Source organism: Streptomyces sp. NPDC050535, assembly GCF_044457665.1.
In the GTDB taxonomy this organism is placed as follows: domain Bacteria; phylum Actinomycetota; class Actinomycetes; order Streptomycetales; family Streptomycetaceae; genus Streptomyces.
The window spans coordinates 1,039,067-1,054,038 of record NZ_JBITHE010000001.1 but is presented as its reverse complement, the minus strand read 5'-3'; the positions used below and the strand labels follow the sequence as shown (position 1 = coordinate 1,054,038).

14 protein-coding genes are annotated in these 14,972 nt (G+C 70.3%); all 14 read right to left on the bottom strand.

What is annotated here, in order from left to right; all coding sequences use genetic code 11:
* Positions 1-3: 3 nt before the first annotated feature.
* Positions 4-645, bottom strand: a complete 642-nt coding sequence (locus tag ACIBLC_RS04595; RefSeq protein ID WP_399209156.1) for a 1-hydroxy-2-methyl-2-butenyl 4-diphosphate reductase — start codon at positions 643-645, stop codon at positions 4-6.
* Complete coding sequence (gene shc, locus ACIBLC_RS04590; protein ID WP_399209155.1) at positions 645-2,648, bottom strand: squalene--hopene cyclase; 2,004 nt, start codon at positions 2,646-2,648, stop codon at positions 645-647. Before shc ends, ACIBLC_RS04595 begins: the two co-directional genes overlap by 1 nt.
* Before the next feature lie 112 nt (positions 2,649-2,760).
* Entirely contained in the window at positions 2,761-3,891 is a 1,131-nt protein-coding gene (locus ACIBLC_RS04585) for a polyprenyl synthetase family protein (protein WP_399209154.1), read from the bottom strand.
* Entirely contained in the window at positions 3,888-5,399 is a 1,512-nt protein-coding gene (gene hpnE, locus ACIBLC_RS04580) for a hydroxysqualene dehydroxylase HpnE (RefSeq protein WP_399209153.1), read from the bottom strand. Before hpnE ends, ACIBLC_RS04585 begins: the two co-directional genes overlap by 4 nt.
* Entirely contained in the window at positions 5,396-5,536 is a 141-nt protein-coding gene (locus ACIBLC_RS04575) for a DUF6380 family protein (protein WP_399209152.1), read from the bottom strand. The genes hpnE and ACIBLC_RS04575 overlap by 4 nt, the downstream gene beginning before the upstream one ends.
* A complete protein-coding gene (gene hpnD, locus ACIBLC_RS04570) occupies positions 5,536-6,486 on the bottom strand; it encodes a presqualene diphosphate synthase HpnD (protein WP_399209151.1) in 951 nt (316 codons plus the stop codon). The genes ACIBLC_RS04575 and hpnD overlap by 1 nt, the downstream gene beginning before the upstream one ends.
* Positions 6,483-7,385 (bottom strand): squalene synthase HpnC, encoded by a 903-nt coding sequence (gene hpnC / locus ACIBLC_RS04565; RefSeq protein ID WP_399209150.1) that lies wholly within the window; start codon positions 7,383-7,385, stop codon positions 6,483-6,485. The genes hpnD and hpnC overlap by 4 nt, the downstream gene beginning before the upstream one ends.
* 357 nt (positions 7,386-7,742) lie before the next feature.
* A complete protein-coding gene (locus ACIBLC_RS04560) occupies positions 7,743-8,522 on the bottom strand; it encodes an ABC transporter ATP-binding protein (protein WP_399209149.1) in 780 nt (259 codons plus the stop codon).
* A complete protein-coding gene (locus ACIBLC_RS04555; RefSeq protein ID WP_399209148.1) occupies positions 8,515-9,444 on the bottom strand; it encodes an ABC transporter permease in 930 nt (309 codons plus the stop codon). Before ACIBLC_RS04555 ends, ACIBLC_RS04560 begins: the two co-directional genes overlap by 8 nt.
* Positions 9,445-9,544: 100 nt before the next feature.
* Positions 9,545-10,417, bottom strand: coding sequence for a glycosyltransferase family 2 protein (locus ACIBLC_RS04550; RefSeq protein WP_399209146.1), 873 nt, complete (start codon positions 10,415-10,417; stop codon positions 9,545-9,547).
* A gap of 8 nt (positions 10,418-10,425) precedes the next feature.
* Positions 10,426-11,208 carry a CDP-alcohol phosphatidyltransferase family protein gene (locus tag ACIBLC_RS04545; RefSeq protein WP_399209145.1) on the bottom strand — a complete coding sequence of 261 codons (783 nt, stop codon included), beginning with the start codon at positions 11,206-11,208 and terminating at the stop codon, positions 10,426-10,428.
* Positions 11,186-12,247 (bottom strand): iron-containing alcohol dehydrogenase family protein, encoded by a 1,062-nt coding sequence (locus ACIBLC_RS04540; protein ID WP_399209144.1) that lies wholly within the window; start codon positions 12,245-12,247, stop codon positions 11,186-11,188. The genes ACIBLC_RS04545 and ACIBLC_RS04540 overlap by 23 nt, the downstream gene beginning before the upstream one ends.
* Entirely contained in the window at positions 12,235-12,987 is a 753-nt protein-coding gene (locus ACIBLC_RS04535; protein WP_399209143.1) for a sugar phosphate nucleotidyltransferase, read from the bottom strand. Before ACIBLC_RS04535 ends, ACIBLC_RS04540 begins: the two co-directional genes overlap by 13 nt.
* On the bottom strand, positions 12,984-14,804 hold the full coding sequence (locus tag ACIBLC_RS04530) for a DUF5941 domain-containing protein (protein WP_399209284.1): 1,821 nt from the start codon (positions 14,802-14,804) through the stop codon (positions 12,984-12,986). The genes ACIBLC_RS04535 and ACIBLC_RS04530 overlap by 4 nt, the downstream gene beginning before the upstream one ends.
* Positions 14,805-14,972: the final 168 nt, after the last annotated feature.

Below are 14,972 nucleotides of genomic sequence, written 5' to 3'. Positions count from 1 at the left end.
GGCTCACCTCCGAGGGAGCAGCAAAGAACGGTGCCATTCAAAAAAAGCGGGAAGGACGGCACGAAGAACACGGAAAGCTGATATTCCACCGCGCACCGTCCCGATTCGGACGAGTTCATGTTCTGGAGCGTCCACGACCACCCGTACGGCCGCAACCGGGCGCGCGCCCGTCCGCACGGCGCTGTGGAGCGTGGAAGCAGATTCCATGTCGACCGCGATCGCGCCGGTCGCGAAGAGATCCGACCGTTCGTGACCGCGGACGACGTGATCGGAGCCAGTGAGCGGCCCCCTGTGGACGGTGCGCCCGGGCACGGCCCGCACCAGTTCCCTGACCAGCAGTTCGGTGCCCACGCACGGCGTGCTGCCGTGCGCGTCCCGGGTTTCCTCGGCGACGACCAGGTCCCCGGGGTGCATGCCCGGGGCGAGCCCCGCGCAGAATCCCGTGGCCAGGACGGCCGCCTCGCGCAGTGCCGGGTCCGCGAGGATCCGGGTGACCGACCGCTCGGCGGCCTTGGGCCCCATGCCCGTACGCAGCACGGTGACGGGTCCGCCGGCGCCGCCGCGGCCGGCGCTGCGCAGCGCCAGGTGCTCGATGCCGAGCGCGCAGGCGATGAGCAGCGGGGCCGGTTCCGGCTTCGTACTCATCAGCCCCCCTGGGCCGCGGTGAGCGGCTCGCCGTTGACGTACCGGCCGAGCGCGGTGAGCGGGAAGACCTGGCGGTAGAGGTTGTAGTTGATCGAGAAGTCCCACGGGAACCCGGTGCCGGTGAAGTACGGCTCGTCCCAGGAGCCGTCCGCCAGCTGGGTCTCCGCGAGCCACCGCACCCCGCGCTCGGCGGCCTTGGAGTCGCGCTCCCCCGCCGCGAGCAGCGCGAGCAGCGCCCACCCGGTCTGGGAGGCCGTCGAGGCGCCACGGCCGCTCCACTCGGCGACGTCGTGGTAGGAACGCAGGTCCTCGCCCCAGCCCCCGTCGTCGTTCTGCACGGTCTCCAGCCAGGCCACCGCCCGGCGGATCGCGGGATGCGAGGCGGGCAGTCCGGCGGCGATCAGGGCGGGCACCACCGACCCTGTTCCGTAGACGTAGTTGACACCCCAGCGGCCGAACCAGGAGCCGTTCGCCTCCTGGTTGGCGAGCAGCCACTCGATGCCCCGCCGGGTGCGCGGGTCGTGCGAGAGCCCTTCGTAGGCGAGCATCTCGACGACATGCGCGGTGACGTCGGCGGACGGTGGGTCGATGACCTCACCGAAGTCGCAGAACGGCAGCCGATTGGGAAAGGCGCTGGTGTTGTCGACGTCGAAGGCGCCCCAGCCACCGTTCTTGGACTGCATACCGAGGTTCCAGCGCACTCCGCGCCCGATGGCGTTCTCCAGCCGCTCCGGATCGTGGTGCTTGACCCGGCGCAGCGCGAGGACGACCTCCGCGGTGTCGTCGATGTCGGGATAGTTGTCGTTGTGGAACTCGAACGCCCAGCCGCCCGGCGGAAGATGGGGCCGCTTGACCGACCAGTCACCCGGCCGGACGATCTCCTCCCCCAGCATCCAGTCCGCGGCCTTCACGAGCTGCGGATGGTCGGCGGGGACGCCCGCGTCGGCGAGGGCGATCGTGGCCAGACAGGTGTCCCACACTGGTGACTGACAGGCCTCGATCATCCGGGACCCGTCCTCCCGCCAGATGGCGAAACGGTCCAGCGACTCCAACCCGGCGCGCATCACCGGGTGTTCGAGGTCGTAGCCGAGCAGGTGGAGGGCGATGACCGAGTAGACAGCGGGCGGCTGGATGCCTCCCCAGCAGCCGTCGTTCTCCTGTCGCTCGATGATCCAGCGCCCCGCCGTGTTCATCGCGGCTCTGCGCAGCCGCCGTGGCGCGACCTTGCGGTACTGGTGCAACGCCTTGTCGAGTCTCTCGAAGACGCCGTCCCAGCTCGCCAGGGGCGCAAGGGACTTGACCGGGTTGGGATTGCCGGCATCGGTGTGCAGTTCGTCGAGCGGGAACGGCGCGGGCCGCACCGGACGCTTCGCCGAGACGATGGTGAGCGGCACGATCGTCTGCCGCGCCCAGCACCCGAAGTCGTAGATGTTCAGCGGCATCCAGGTCGGGAAGTAGATGAGCTCCGGCGGGAGTTCGGGCAGGTCGTCCCACTTCCACCAGCCGAACAGGGCGAGCCAGATCCGGGTGAAGACACGCGCCGAGGCGATACCGCCCCGTTCGCGGATCCACGCGGACGCCCTCGTCATGTGCGGCTCGTCCGGGCTGTCTCCGGCCAGCCGCAGGGCGACGTACGCCTCGATGGTGGTGGAGAGTTCGCCGGGTCCGCCGTAGAAAGCGGCCCAGGTGCCGTCGTCGCGTTGTTCGCCGCGGATGAAGAGCCCGGCGGCGCGGGTGGTCGTCTCGTCGCGGATGCCCAGGAACTGACGCAGCAGCAGGTCTTCGGCGTCCATCGTGACGTTCGTCTCGAGGTCGCCCTTCCACCAGCCCTGGGCGTCCTGCCGTGAGAGCAGGAAGTCGGTGGCGCGCTCTATCGCACGCGTGGCGGCGTCTCGGGTCTCGACTGTCCCGGCCGCCCCGGGAGTTGTCGTTTCTGCGGTTTCGCGGGCCGAGGCAGTGCGGGGCGGCATGGCCCCGGTACTTCCGTCGGTCGTCGCTGTCATGGCTTCCCCTTCGTGCAGTGGCATGTCTCTGCTGTGGGTCCGCCGTCGGCCGGTGCGCGTTCTCCCGCGGCACCGGCCGGCGACTACGCGAGGTTTATTCGACCGATACTGATCATCTCTTTCGTACGACGACGAAGTCGGCGAGCTCCACGAACTGGGCCCGTACGTGTTCCGGCATGTGGATCGCGTCGAGGGCCTCGACGGCGATCACGTGCTGGCGACGCGCCTCCTGGGCGGTCCAGTCGCGACCGCCCGCCTCCTCGATGAGCGCGGCGCGCACGGCGAACTCCTCCTCGGAGAAGTTCTCGAAGTCGCTGGCCTTGGCGTCGGCGGCGAGCAGTTCGCCGAGCTGCTCGGAGGCGGGCCCGCCCGCGGCGAGCGCTGCCACCACCGGCAGGGACTTCTTGCGCTGGCGCAGATCGCTCCAGGTCTGCTTTCCGGTGGACTCCGGGTCGCCCCAGATGCCGAGCAGGTCGTCGACGGCCTGGAAGGCGAGGCCGAGGTGGTAGCCGTACTTCTCCAGCGTGTCGGCCATGTGGTCGTCGGCGCCGCCGAGCACCGCGCCGATGGAGGAGGCGCAGGCGAGCAGGGCACCCGTCTTGTTGCCCTCCATCTCGAGGCACTCCTCGACGGTGACCCGCTCGCGGTGCTCGTAGGAGATGTCCTGGGCCTGGCCGTCGATGAGGGCACGGGTGGCGGCGGTCAGGCGCCGGGTGGCGCGGCCCGCCTCGGCGGTGCCGAGCTCCAGCAGCAGTTCGTTGGCCAGCGCGAACAGGGCGTCGCCGACGAGGATCGCCTGGGCGGGGCCGTGCACCTTCCAGACGGTGTCGCGGTGACGGCGCTGTTCGTCGCCGTCCATCAGGTCGTCGTGCAGCAGCGAGAAGTTGTGCACCAGTTCGACGGAGACCGCGCCCGGGACGCCCACCTCGGGGGCGGCGCCGGCGGCCTGCGCGGACAGGACGGCGAGGGCGGGGCGTACGGCCTTGCCGCCGTCGCCGGCGGCGGGCTTTCCGTCGGCGTCGATCCAGCCGAAGTGATAAGCGGCGACAGTGTCCATGGGGGGTGCCAGGCGGTCGACGGCCGCCCGCAGCACCGGTGTGGCCAGGGTCCGGCCGCGCTCCAGGAGCGCGGTCACGTCCACCGCGTCGGCAGCCGTTTCGGCCGGGGGCACAGTGGGCACAGTCTCTCCTCTTGTTGCGGTACCGGAGGTGCGGGGGTCCGCCGCGCGCTGCTCCAGCTTCATCGGACGCCACCTCGCACGGCGGCGCCGGTTCCCTCGGGCTCATGGCCCAGGGCCCGGAGGTCGTCCTCCGGAAGGATGGAACGGGCCGCCCCCTCGAAGACCTCGAGGAGGTGGTCGCGGGGCCGGCCCAGGGCGCCCAGCGCGGCTCCCGCCGCACTGACACCGCTGCGGACCGCACTCTCCATGGTCGCGGGCCACCCTGTGGCGGTCCACGCCCCGGCCAGATAGAGACCGGGAGCCTTGGTGCGAGCGCCGGGCCGCAGCCGCCCGACGCCTGGGGTGGGGGCGAACGTCGCCGTACGCTCCCGGGTCACGAAGAAGTCGTTCACTCGCGCGCCGCGCGCTTCGGGCAACAGCCGCTCCAGCTCCGGCAGATAGCGCTCGCGCAGTGCGGACACCGGCTCGTCGATCTCGTCCTGCGCGGCCGACTGCGAGAGGGCCAGGTACTGCCCCTCCTTCAGCCCGGAGGACTCGGTGCGGTCGAAGACCCACTGCACCGGGGAGCCGAGCGCCGCGAAGAACGGCCGCGTGAGCACTTTGCGGTCGTAGACGACGTGCACGTTGAGAATCGGAGCCGTGCCGATCTCCAGGAGCCGCTCCGGGGCGTCGAGCGCACCCGCGGGCAGCAGATCGTGGGCCTCGCGATGCGGTACGGCGAGGACCACCGTGTCGGCGTCGAGTGTCTCGCCGGGAACCTGAACCCTCCAACGACCGTTTCCGTTGGGGGAGATGGAGGTGACGCGTGTACGGACTTCGGTACGCACGCCCGCGGAGTCGAGCGCCTTGCGGGCCAGGGTGTCGTGCAGTTCGCCCAGCGGGACGCGCGCCCAGCCGATGTCGGCCGCGCCCGGGTCGGACAGCAGACCGGTCTTGAACACCATCGCGGCGAGCCCGAGCGAGGAGTCCTGGGCAACCGCGTTGAGGGTGGCGACCCCCACCAGGTCCCACAGTGCCTCGACGGCACGCTCGGACTGACCGTGCGCGGCCAGCCAGCTGCCGAAGTTCTGCGCGTCGAGCGCCGGATCGGCGAGGTCGAGCCCCTTGAGCGCCAAGGCGGCACGCCCGACTCTGGCGCGCTCGGCGAGCGACAGATGGGGATACGTCGCGAGGCTTTTCGCCAGATGCAGAGGGACCGGCAGAGCGGTGCGGCCGATTCTGCCGAGCCGCCGCCCCGGTCTGCCCTCCGCGTCGAGAACGGGCACGTCGAGACGATCCTGCAACGGCGCGAGCGGGGCTCCGTCGACGCGGTCGAGAAACCACCGGTAGGCGGTGCAGCAGCGCAGATACACGTGCTGTCCATTGTCCACGGTGAGCTCGCCGCGCTGGAAGGAGAAGGCGAGCCCGCCGAGCCTCGGCCTGCCCTCGAGCAGCGTCACGCGCACTCCGGCGTCGGCGAGCGCCAGCGCGGCGGTGATCCCGGCGAGCCCGCCGCCGACCACTACGGCGGCCGCCGTGCCCGGGCGGCCCGCGGACTCCGCGGACTCCGCGGGCTGCGTGACATAGCTCATCGTGCACCCTCCCCCTCGGCCGTGCCGCGGTGATCGAGCGGTGTGCGGCAGACCATTGAAGTCAGGGACGCCGCGCGGCTCCGGAGGGTTGCGTGCCACTTTTCGCTAGTGGAATCACCTTGGCCCAGTTTGTCCATCAGGTCCGCCTCCTGACGGTCCGTCGGGATACATACCGGGTGTCCAGGCCCGAGAGGCCGCGCACGGCGACGTATGCCTTCTCGCGCCCCGGCAGCGAGACCCGGCCGCGCAGCACGGCCTCCGGCTCGCGCTCGATGCGGTCCAGGAGCCGTCGGTAGATACCGGCCATGGCCGCTACACAGGCGCCACTGCGCCGGTCCAGCATGGGCAGCAGCCGGTAGCCCTCGGCGAAAAGAGCGCGGGCCCGACGCACTTCGAAGTGCACGAGGCCCGCGAAGTCGGAGCCGGGCGGTGGAGTCGGCCCGTTGAAGCCGGCCGAGCAGCCGAACTTGGCGAGGTCGTCGGCGGGCAGATAGGTGCGCCCGCCCTCGGCGTCCTCACGTACGTCCCGCAGGATGTTGGTGAGTTGCAGCGCGAGCCCGAGCGTGTCGGCGTACTCCGGCGCGCGCTCCACTCCGCGCGCCCCCGGCTCGGTGCCGAACACGCCGAGCGAGAGCCGCCCGATCGCCCCCGCCACACACCGGCAGTAGACCTTCAGGTCGTCCCACGTCTCGTAGGTCTCACCGCGTACGTCCATGAGAACGCCGTCGATGAGTTCGTCGAGGCCGCCGAGGGGGACCGGGAAGTACTCGGCGGTGTGGCTGAGGGCGACCGCGACCGGGTCGGTGTCGTCCTCCTCGACGGATCCCGCACGGACCCGGGCAAGCAGCGCCCTGGTGTCCTCGAGCCGGGACGCCTTGACGTCCGGCGCGAGCGCGCCGTCGCCGATGTCGTCGACACGCCGTGAGAACGCGTAGAGCGCCGACATCGCACGCCGCTTGGATGTCGGCAGAAGTCGGATGCCGTACGCGAAATTACGGGCCTGCTGACTGGTCACCGCCTCGCAGTAGCTGTAGGCGGCGAGTACCGGTGCGGGCACGTGCTGCTCTGACTCCACGGTCCGGATCACCCCTTTCCTCGCAGGGTCACTCCCACCTCGCGCAGCAACTGGAGCTTGCCGGGCTTGGGCGGGCCGGGAAGTACGTCGTATTCAGCGGCGGCAATCGCACCGATTGCCGCCCTTCCCCCCGCAACGAACCCCGCGAGCAGCAGCTTCAGCCTGCCGTGGACGCTACCCACGAGGGGGGTGCCTTCATTCAGGAGGTTCCGGGCGCGTTCTGCTTCGTATGCAACCAGTGCGCGCACCGATGCGCCTGCTGTGGGCAGGGCCAGATCCGCTTCCTGGACATGAAAGCGCTTCATGTCCTCGGCGGGGAGATAGACACGGTCGCGGCCGAGGTCCTCGGCGACGTCCTGGAGGTGTTCGACGATCTGCAGCGCCGTGCACACGGAGTCGGAGAGGCGGACCCGCTCGGGGCTCTCGGTGCCCGTGACGGCCAGCACGAGGCGGCCGACGGGGTTGGCGGAGAGCTCGCAGTAGGCGAGGAGATCGTCGTAGGTCTCGTACCGCTTGACCACCTGGTCCTGGCGGTTCGCGGCGATCAGGCCGAGAAAGGGCTCAGGGGTGAGAGCGGCGCGCCGGACCGTGGGCTGGAGGCGGCGCAGCAGCGGGTGGCTCGGGGTCGAGTCGAACACGCGGTGCAGGTCGGCCTCGAAGGCGTCGAGGAGGGCAAGGCGGTCCTCGGCCCGCTCCGGCGGCACTCCGAGGAGGCGGGCGTCCTCGCCGCCGGGGGCCAGGTCCCCGTCGCCGATGTCGTCGACGAGGCGGGCGAAGCCGTACACGGCCATCAGATCGTCGCGCCAGACCTTGGGCAGGAAGAAGGGCGCCACGGGGAAGTTCTCGTCCGCGGCCTTGTCGAGGGTGCCGCGCCCCGGGTCTCCGGTGCGGGTCGTCCCGGCTTCGGTCACCGCTCGCCGCCCGGCGCGGGGACGGCACACGCATCGCGGAGCTGGAGAGTTTCCGTAGCCATTGCCGTCACATCTCCCGTTCTACACTGCTGACTCAATAGTGCCCATTTCGGACACGCCGCCCGGACCTCCGCGCGGCGCAGCCGTGCCGGGTGCGCGCATTATCGCCCTACTTGCCGCGAATCGGCACCGGTACAGCTTACGTTGTACAACGCGGCGCACTCCGTCAGGGTGTACTGCACATCACAAGAACACACCGATTGGCGTCAAGATTCCTAAGGCTGCCAGGAGTTGGCGTTTCCTTTGCAGACGCAGGGCCCCGCCGAAGAGTTCCGGCGGGGCCCTGGGCGAAATGGGCTACTTGCCCGTGAACTTCTCGTACTCCTTGAGGACCTCGTCGGTCGGGCCGTCAAGACGCAGTTCGCCGCGCTCCAGCCAGAGCACCCGGTCACAGGTGTCGCGGATCGACTTGTTGTTGTGACTGACCAGAAACACCGTGCCGGCGCTCTTGCGCAGCTCCCGGATGCGCTCCTCGGAACGCTTCTGGAACTTGCGGTCACCGGTGGCCAGTGCCTCGTCGATCATCAGGACGTCGTGGTCCTTGGCGGCCGCGATGGAGAAGCGCAGCCGGGCCGCCATGCCGGAGGAGTAGGTGCGCATGGGGAGGGTGATGAAGTCACCCTTCTCGTTGATACCCGAGAAGTCGACGATCTCCTCGTAGCGCTCCTTGATCTGCTCGCGGGACATCCCCATCGCGAGGCCGCCCAATATGACGTTCCGTTCGCCCGTCAGATCGTTCATGAGGGCGGCGTTGACGCCGAGCAGTGAGGGCTGGCCGTCGGTGTAGACCTTGCCCTTCTCCGCGGGCAGCAGTCCGGCGATGGCGCGCAGGAGGGTGGACTTGCCTGAGCCGTTCGAGCCGATCAGGCCGACGGCCTCGCCCCGGTAGGCGGTGAAGGAGACGCCCCGGACGGCGTGCACCTTGCGTACCCCGCGCTCCTCGCTCCGCTTGAACATGCGGCTGAGCGCCGAGGTGGCACTGCCCTTGCCGGTCTTGGCGCCGTTGACGCGGTAGACGATGTGCAGTTCGTCCGCGATGACGGTGGGGATGTGGGACGCGGTGGGCTGCTCAGCCACGGCCGTACCTCTCTTCCGCCTTCCAGAAGTACACGAACCCGCCGAGCGCGACGAGTACGGCCCAGCCGCTGGCGACCGCCCAGACGTGCGGGGGCAGGTTCTCGGAGCCGTAGGAGTCGATGAGGGCGAAGCGCATCAGGTCCATGTAGATCGCGGCCGGGTTCCACTGGAGGACGTCGGCGATCCACTGCGGCTTGTCGGCGAGCATCACAGGGATGGAGTACATGACGCCGGACGCGTACATCCACGTACGCATCACGAACGGCATGAGCTGCGCCAGGTCCGGGGTCTTGGAGCCCAGCCGCGCCATGATCAGCGCGAGGCCGATGTTGAAGAGGAACTGGAGCGCGAGGACCGGGACGATCAGAAGCCACGAAAGGCCGGGGTAGCTGCCGAATCCGACCGCCACGGCGAACAGCACGACCATCGAGAAGAGCAGTTGCTGGAGCTGTTGCAGCGAGAAGGAGATGGGCAGCGCGGCGCGCGGGAAGTGCAGCGCCCGGACCAGTCCGAGGTTGCCGGAGATCGACCGTACGCCCGTCATCACCGAGCTCTGGGTGAAGGTGAACGTGAAGACGCCCGTCACCAGGAACGGGATGTACACCTTCATCGTCATGCCGCGGTCGGCCTGGAGGATGAGGCCGAAGATCAGGAAGTACACGAGCGCGTTGAGCAGCGGCGTCACCACCTGCCACAGCTGGCCGAGCTTGGCCTGGCTGTACTGGGCGGTCAGCCTCGCCTGTGAGAAGGCCAGGATGAAGTGCCGTCGGCCCCACAGCTGACGCACGTAGTCGCCGAGCCCCGGCCGGGCGCCGCTGACCGCGAGCCCGTACTTGGCGGCCAGTTCGGCCGCGGAGAGCCCGTCATCGGGCGACGGTCGATCGCTCACCGCGACTCCGCCGTCATGCGTTGTCTCACTCACAAGTGGAAACTTTCGTCTTCAAGATGCGCACAACCTGGTCGGGCGTAGGCATGAGCCAGGGACCGGGGTACGGCCACGAATGGTCTCAGAAACGAGCTTGTCAGATGACAGGAGGTCGGCCCAGTCGGGTCAGGCGCCACACCGTACGCCACTTCATGGGGCGCCTGGGGCCGCACGGGCTGGTCCAGCCTTCCCGGAAACCGCCGAACCAGGCACGCAGGGCCGGCTTCGAGGGGCGGCGGGCGAGCGTCAGGAGCATCCATACCCCCAGGTAGACCGGGACGAGAGGAGCCGGGAGGTTGCGGCGCGCGAGCCACACCCGGTTGCGGGCCACCATGCGGTGGTAGACCGCGTGCCGCGAGGGGGCGGTCGTGGGGTGGTTCAGCACCATGTCGGACCGGTAGTCGATCATCCAGCCCGCGTCGAGGGCCCGCCATGCCAGGTCGGTCTCCTCGTGCGCGTAGAAGAACTCGTCCGGGAGTTCGCCGACTTCGGCGAAGACCTTCGTACGGACGGCGTTGGCGCCGCCCAGGAAGGTGGTGACCCGGGAGTCGCGCAGCGGGTCGGAGGCGCGCAGCCGCGGAACGTGGCGGCGCTGGGTCTCGCCCGTCTCCGGGTCGGTGATGCGGAAGCTGATGATGCCGAGCCTCGGGTCGGCCTCGAAGGCCTGGCGGCACAGTTCGGCGGTGTCGTGGCGGGCGAGGATGCCGTCGTCGTCGAGGAAGAGGATGAGGTCCACCTCGCCGCCGCCGGGGCCGAACGCCTCTATGCCGATGTTGCGTCCGCCGGGGATGCCGAGGTTCTCGGGCAGTTCGACCGTGCGGATGCCCTCGGGGACGTCGGGCACGGGCGAGCCGTTGCCGACCACGACGACCTGGATCGCGTCGCCGTCCTGCTTGGCGACCGAGTCGAGGAGGGCCCGGAGTTCGTCGGGGCGGTTGCCCATGGTGATGATGACCGCCCCGACCCTCATCGCCGCGCTCACTTCAGCCTGCTCGAGGCGAGGATGGACACGAGGTGCAGCAGGGTCTGGAGGAGTGCGATACCGGCCAGCACCGCGATGCCGAGGCGGGTCCAGAAGAGGTCGCCGCCGATCAGGTCGAGGACCGCGACGAAGAGGATGAAGAGGCTGGCCTCGACGCCGCCCACCAGCCGGTGGAACTTCAGGGCCGCGGCCGCCCGACGGGCCAGGGCGAGCCCGGCGGAGCGCGGCGCGGCCGCCTCGTCCTTGACCGCGGGCAGGCCGCTGCGGGCCCGCGCCACATCGACCAGGTCGGTCTCCGCCTTGATCAGGATCGCGCCGAGCGCGGCCAGGGTTCCGATGAACGCCCACAGCCACTCGGGGCTCTCGGAGCCGTCCCACAGGTCCGCGCCGCGCAGTCCGAAGCCCACCAGGAGGGCCGCCTCGGACAGGTAGTGACCGACGCGGTCGAGATAGACCCCCGTTATCGAGGTCTGCTTGCGCCAGCGGGCTATCTCGCCGTCGACGCAGTCGAGGAGCAGGTAGAGCTGGATCAGTACCGCGCCGAGGAGCGCCCCGGTCAGTCCGGGCACGAGCAGCGCCGCGCCGGCCAGGACGCCCGCGACGACCATCAGGTACGTGAGCTGGTTGGGCGTGATCCTGGCGTTGACCAGGAACGGGTCCACCCGCAGCGAGATCTCTCGCATGTACAGGCGTCCCGCCCAGTGCTCACCGCTGCGCCGGTCCTTCACCCCTTCGGGATGAACGACGGGGCGGAGTTCAGCTACTGATGGCCTTGGCATAGTCGGCGTAGATGTCCTTGATCTGGTGGGTTTTCAGGTCTAGGTGTTCGAGGATCGTGTAGCGGCCCGGCCTGGTCCGCGGAGCGAACTCCACGACCTGACAGAACTCGTCGACGGTGAATCCGATCTCCTCCGGCGTCACCGGCAGCCCGTGCCGGTGGAGCACCTCGGCCATGTACGCCGACTCCTCGTGCGCACCGCGCAGGTACATCGCGAAGGCGGCGCCCAGGCCGCACTGCTCGCCATGGCTCGCCGCGCGCTTGGGGAAGAGGAGGTCGAAGGCGTGGTTGATCTCGTGGCAGGCGCCGGAGGAGGGGCGCGAGTCGCCCGACACGGACATGGCGACGCCGCTGAGGACCAGGGCCTCGGCGAGTACCTGGAGGAAGTCGTTGTCGCCGATGCCGCCGGGGTGCCGCAGCACGGCCTCACCGGCCTGGCGCGCCATCGCGGCGGCGAGGCCGTCGATCCGCTCGCCGTTCACGCGGTTGGCCAGTTCCCAGTCCGCGATCGCGGAGATGTTGGAGACGGCGTCGCCGATGCCGGCGCGCACGAAGCGCACGGGGGCCTCGCGGATCACGTCGAGGTCGATGACGACCGCGATGGGGTTGGGCACACCGTAGGAGCCGCGCCCGGCGTCGTTGTCGAGCGTCGCGACCGGTGAGCACAGGCCGTCGTGCGCCAGATTCGTGGGCACGGCGACCAGGGGGAGGCCGATGCGAGCCGCGGCGAACTTCGCGCAGTCGATGATCTTGCCGCCGCCGAGGCCCACGACCGCGTCGTAGTGCCCGGCCTTCATGGCGCCGGCCAGCTCGATCGCGTCGTCGAGGGTGCCGCCGCCGACCTCGTACCAGGTGGCGCCGGGCAGGTCCGGAGCGAGCCGCTCGCGCAGCTTGGCGCCGGAGCCGCCGCTCACCGCGACGGCCAGCTTCCCCGAGTGCGAGATCCGCTCGTCGGAGAGCACTCCCGCCAGGTCGTCCAGGGCGCCCGGGCGGATGTCGACGACGACCGGCGAGGGGATGAGCCTCGTCAGTACCGGCACGCGATCTCACGTCCCTTGGCGAGGTCCTCGTGGTTGTCGATCTCGACCCAGGGGATGTCGCCGATCGGTGCCACGTCGATCTGGAAGCCGCGGTTGACGAGCTCCTGATAGCCGTGCTCGTAGAACTGCTGCGGGTCCGTCTCCCACACCGTCTTCAGGGCGTCGGCCAGTTCGTCGGCGGCGGCGCCCTCGATGAGGGTGACGCCGATGTACTCGCCGGTGGCCTCGGCGGGCTCCATGAGCTTGGTGATCCTCCGGACGCCCTTCTCGGGGTCCACGACGACCTTCATCTCCTCGTCGGCGAGCTTCTTCACCGTGTCGAGGGCGAGGATGATCTTCTTGCCGTCGCCGCGGGCGGCGAGCAGCGTCCGCTCGACGGAGACCGGGTGCACGGTGTCGCCGTTGGCGAGGATGACGCCGCCCCTGAGGGCGTCACGGCCGCACCAGAGGGAGTAGGCGTTGTTCCACTCCTCGGCCTTGTCGTTGTCGATGAGGGTGAGCTTGAGGCCGTACTTCTCCTCAAGGGCCGCCTGACGCTCGTACACGGCTTCCTTGCGGTAGCCCACGATGATGCCGACCTCGGTGAGACCGATCTCCGCGAAGTTGCGCAGGGTCAGGTCCAGGACCGTGATGCCGTCCTCCGCGCCCGCGGGGCCGACCGGCACGAGAGCCTTGGGAAGGCTGTCGGTGTAGGGGCGCAGACGCCGTCCGGCGCCGGCCGCCAGCACGAGGCCGATCATGCGGGTTCTCCTTCATCGTGTACGTCGGGTGCACCGCCCAGATGGGCGGTCACCCAGAAGCGGATGCTCTCGACGAGCACCAGCAGGGCCACGGCCACGGCGAGGGCCATGAGCGCGACCTCGAACTGCGCGGCGGCGAGCAGTGCGGCAAGGACGGTGACCAGCAGTGTCCTGCCTTCGTGACCGCCGGTCGCCCGTACCAGCCAGTGCGGTGGGGCGCCGGCGCCACCGCGAATGCGGTACACCGTGTCGTAGTGATGGTAGGCGACGGCGGCCACCAGGCCGAAAGCTGCGGGAAGCGCTCCGTTCACCTCCGCTTTGGCGGCCAGCACCAGAACGGTGCCGTATTCGGCCGCGCGGTAGACCGGCGGGACCAGCCAGTCGAGGGCGCCCGTGAGGGGGCGGGCGATGGCCACGGGTGACAGGAGTACGTAGATGACGGCGCCCAGGACGGGCCACCAGCTTCCGTACGGGGCGATCCAGGCGGTGAGCACCACGACGGCGCCGGCGACCAGCGCGACGCATGCCGGTGCCCGCAGGTTCACCCGTCGCGTGAGGCGTGCCAGCAGTTCGGCGAAGGGCCCGGAGTCGGTGAGGTCCGCCAGCGCCCGCGCCGCGCGGTCCGTGTAACGCGCCTTGCGGGTGAGCGAGCGCAGTACGCGGCCCGCCGTGGTGTACGTCGCGGCGAAGGCGCAGCCGACGAGGAGCGCGTAGAAGGTGACGCGGGGGGTCGTCAGCGCGGTGAGGACGGCGATCATGGCCCAGCGTTCGCCGATGGGCAGGACGATCATCCGGCGCACCCAGACCGTCCAGCCGACGCTGTCGAGCCGGTCCGAGAGGGCCGCGGTGGGGCTGGTGTTGCCGGTGACGGCAGTACTGTCCGCGTTCGCCTCGTTGAAGGAGAAGTCGACGACGTGGCGGCAGGTCTGGAGGATCATCGCGCCGAGCGCGAGGGCCCACACGTCGTCGCCGCCACCGCCGCGGGCGGCGCCGAGGGCGAGGCCCGCGTAGTAGGCGTACTCCTTGGCGCGGTCGAAGGTCGCGTCCAGCCAGGCGCCGAGCGTGGAGTACTGGAGTGAGTAGCGGGCGAGCTGCCCGTCGGTGCAGTCCAGGACGAAGGAGAAGAGGAGCAGCAGGCCGGCCGCGACGAAGCCGGCGCGGGTGCCGGTGGCGGCGCAGCCCGCGGCTATCAGGGCGGTGAGCAGTGAGGCGGTCGTCACCTGGTTGGGGGTGAGGCCGCGGCGGGCGCACCAGCGGGCCAGGTAGCGCGAGTACGGGCTGACGCAGTAGGTGGTGAAGAAGCCGTCGCGGGCCTTCACGGCGCCGCGCAGCCGTACGGCCTCGTCGTCCACGGCGGCGACGGCCTGGCGGGCCTCGTTGCGCTCCTGCGGGTCGGCCGGGACGACGGCGACGAGTGTGCCGAGTTCGGTGCGGTGGACGGCCACGCCATCGGCGTCGAGGGTCGCGGTGACCCGGTCGGCGAGGTTCTCCGTGGCGACGGCGACGCCGCCCGCGGCGGAGGTCTCGCGGGCAACCGCCCTGGTCAGCGCCGAGCGGGCGGCGGGCCGCACGGAGACGGCGCCGGGCAGTGCGGCGACGGGGAACCGGGGGTCCGTGAGGCCCAGCCGCAGCGCGTGCACATGCCCCACGAAGCGGGCGTCGACCACCGCGACCCGCCGGTCGGCCGGTACGGCGGCCAGGAGTGCCTCGGCATCACCGGCGTCGTGGGCGAACCGCACGTCGAACCCTAGCGACCGCAGATCGCCCTCGAGCGATGATCCGGGTACCGGCTGACCGGTGAGGATGGCGGTCGACAGCGAACTCACTCCCTGGGTGGCCGGCGCGGCCTGGCGCCGGGCGTGTACGTATCTGGGGCGCCCAGGGGCTGGTCCGGGCGGCGTGTCGGCGAGGCTACCGGATGAATGGAAGCGGCTGTTCACCGACCGTTCAGGCCCGATCAACCAGATCTGCCTAGTCGCCTCCGC

Bases quoted from the DNA above. Each gene is read 5' to 3' on its own strand.
- ACIBLC_RS04575 (WP_399209152.1), bottom strand. From the start codon at position 5,536: ATGGACAAACTGGGCCAAGGTGATTCCACTAGCGAAAAGTGGCACGCA.
- hpnE (WP_399209153.1), bottom strand. From the start codon at position 5,399: ATGAGCTATGTCACGCAGCCCGCGGAGTCCGCGGAGTCCGCGGGCCGC.
- ACIBLC_RS04535 (WP_399209143.1), bottom strand. From the start codon at position 12,987: ATGATCGGCCTCGTGCTGGCGGCCGGCGCCGGACGGCGTCTGCGCCCC.
- ACIBLC_RS04595 (WP_399209156.1), bottom strand. From the start codon at position 645: ATGAGTACGAAGCCGGAACCGGCCCCGCTGCTCATCGCCTGCGCGCTC.
- ACIBLC_RS04545 (WP_399209145.1), bottom strand. From the start codon at position 11,208: ATGCCAAGGCCATCAGTAGCTGAACTCCGCCCCGTCGTTCATCCCGAA.
- ACIBLC_RS04585 (WP_399209154.1), bottom strand. From the start codon at position 3,891: ATGAAGCTGGAGCAGCGCGCGGCGGACCCCCGCACCTCCGGTACCGCA.
- shc (WP_399209155.1), bottom strand. From the start codon at position 2,648: ATGACAGCGACGACCGACGGAAGTACCGGGGCCATGCCGCCCCGCACT.
- ACIBLC_RS04550 (WP_399209146.1), bottom strand. From the start codon at position 10,417: ATGAGGGTCGGGGCGGTCATCATCACCATGGGCAACCGCCCCGACGAA.